The sequence below is a fragment of the Mesorhizobium sp. M7A.F.Ca.CA.003.01.2.1 genome (assembly GCF_003998945.1).
In the GTDB taxonomy this organism is placed as follows: Bacteria; Pseudomonadota; Alphaproteobacteria; order Rhizobiales; family Rhizobiaceae; genus Mesorhizobium; species Mesorhizobium ciceri.
Genome location: NZ_RZRA01001105.1, coordinates 1 through 1651, shown reverse-complemented (window position 1 = coordinate 1651; position 1651 = coordinate 1). Strand labels below are relative to the sequence as shown.

General features: G+C 60.6%; 1 protein-coding gene and 1 pseudogene. Both read left to right on the top strand.

Features of this window, described 5'->3' with window-relative positions:
* Positions 1-944, top strand: a 944-nt coding sequence (gene lptG / locus EN969_RS30190; protein WP_127419687.1) for an LPS export ABC transporter permease LptG, incomplete at its 5' end; no start/stop codon positions are given.
* Positions 944-1651: pseudogene (locus tag EN969_RS30185) on the top strand (LPS-assembly protein LptD); the annotation flags it as partial. The gene lptG and the pseudogene EN969_RS30185, both read left to right, overlap by 1 nt.

Sequence of the window (1651 nt, the reverse complement as noted above, 5' to 3'; positions counted from 1 at the left end):
CCTACGGCACGGCGGTAGCCATTTCAGGCCTCCGCATGCCGATGATCATGCTGCAGACGGTGCCGTTCGTCGGTCTCTTCTCGGCGATGGCGACGCTGGTGTCGCTGAACCGGCGCTACGAGCTGGTCATCGCGCGTTCCGCCGGTGTTTCCGCCTGGCAGTTCCTCTTGCCCTGCTGTATCGGAGCCTTGCTGTTCGGCGTCCTGTCGGTTGGCGTCATCAATCCGCTCGCCGCGCACGCATTCTCCTGGTCCGAGCAGATCGAAACCCAGCTGCGTTCCGGCAAATCGAATACGGTCTCGGCCGATGCCGCGCCCTGGATCCGGCAGAAAACCAGTTCGGGGGACACCATCATCGGTGCGCGGGCCATCCTGAACCAGGGCCTGGAAATGGCCGATGTCGTATTCTTCATTCTCGACCCGCAAGGCAACATCGTCGAGCGCAAGGATGCTGCCCGTGCCTTCCTGCGCGACGGCTATTGGGAATTGCAGGACGTCAAGACGTTCCAGAACGGCACGATCCAGGCATCGGCAACCGATCGCGTACCGACCAATCTGAAGCCCGAATTCGTGCAAGAGCGGCTGGCGCGCCCGGAAACCATCCCCTTCTACGACCTGCCCGGAAAGATCGAGGTTGCCCGCTCCTTCGGCCTCAAGGCAAATGCCTTTGCCATGCAGTTTGATTCGCTCGTGGCGTTGCCGTTCCTTCTCGTCGCCATGACGCTGATCGCGGCAACGGTTTCAATGCGATTTGCTAGGATGGGGCAGTCGGCGACGATGATTCTGGGTGGCATCATCGCTGGCTTTCTGCTTTATGTCGTTTCGGTTCTGGTGAAGGCATTCGGCGTGGCGGGATTCGTGCCGACTGTCGTAGCCGCCTGGGTACCGGTCATGGTGGCTATGTTCTTCGGGGTGACTTTCCTGCTATACAAGGAAGACGGCTAGTGAGGGAGGCGTTTTTGCCCAGCAACAGGCAGGCCGGTTTGGCGCGCCTCTATGCGGCGACCGCCTTGGCGTGCGTGCTTGCCTACGCCGTTCCGGCACCGGCGCTTGCGCAGGACGTCGGCGACATGGCGACATCGGTTCCGTCCGGCTCGCAAATGCTGCTGGCGGCCGACACGCTGGTCTATAACAACGACAACCAGACCGTGACCGCCGTTGGCGGCGTGCAGATCGACTATGGTGGCAATCGCCTTGTCGCCCAGCGGGTCGAGTACAACCGCAACACCAAGCGAATGGTCGCAAGCGGTAACGTCGAAGTCATCAACAGCGACGGTACCAAGATCAATTCGCAGCATATCGACATCACCGATGACTTCGCCGACGGCTTCGTCAACGCGTTGCGGGTCGAAACCATCGACAAGGCCTATTTCGCCGCCGAAAGCGCCGAACGCATGGGCGGCGTGCTGACCACCTTCCACAATGGCGTCTACACCGCCTGCGAGCCGTGCGAGGATAAGCCGGACAAAGCGCCGACCTGGCGCGTCAAGGCCAAGAAGATCATCTGGAACGGCGAGAAGAAGACGGTTCGCTTCGAGAATGCGAATTTCGAGTTCTTCGGTTTTCCGCTTGCCTATCTGCCTGCATTCGAAATTGCCGACCCGACGGTGAAGCGCAAGAGCGGCTTCCTGATCCCGAGCATCATCTACAAG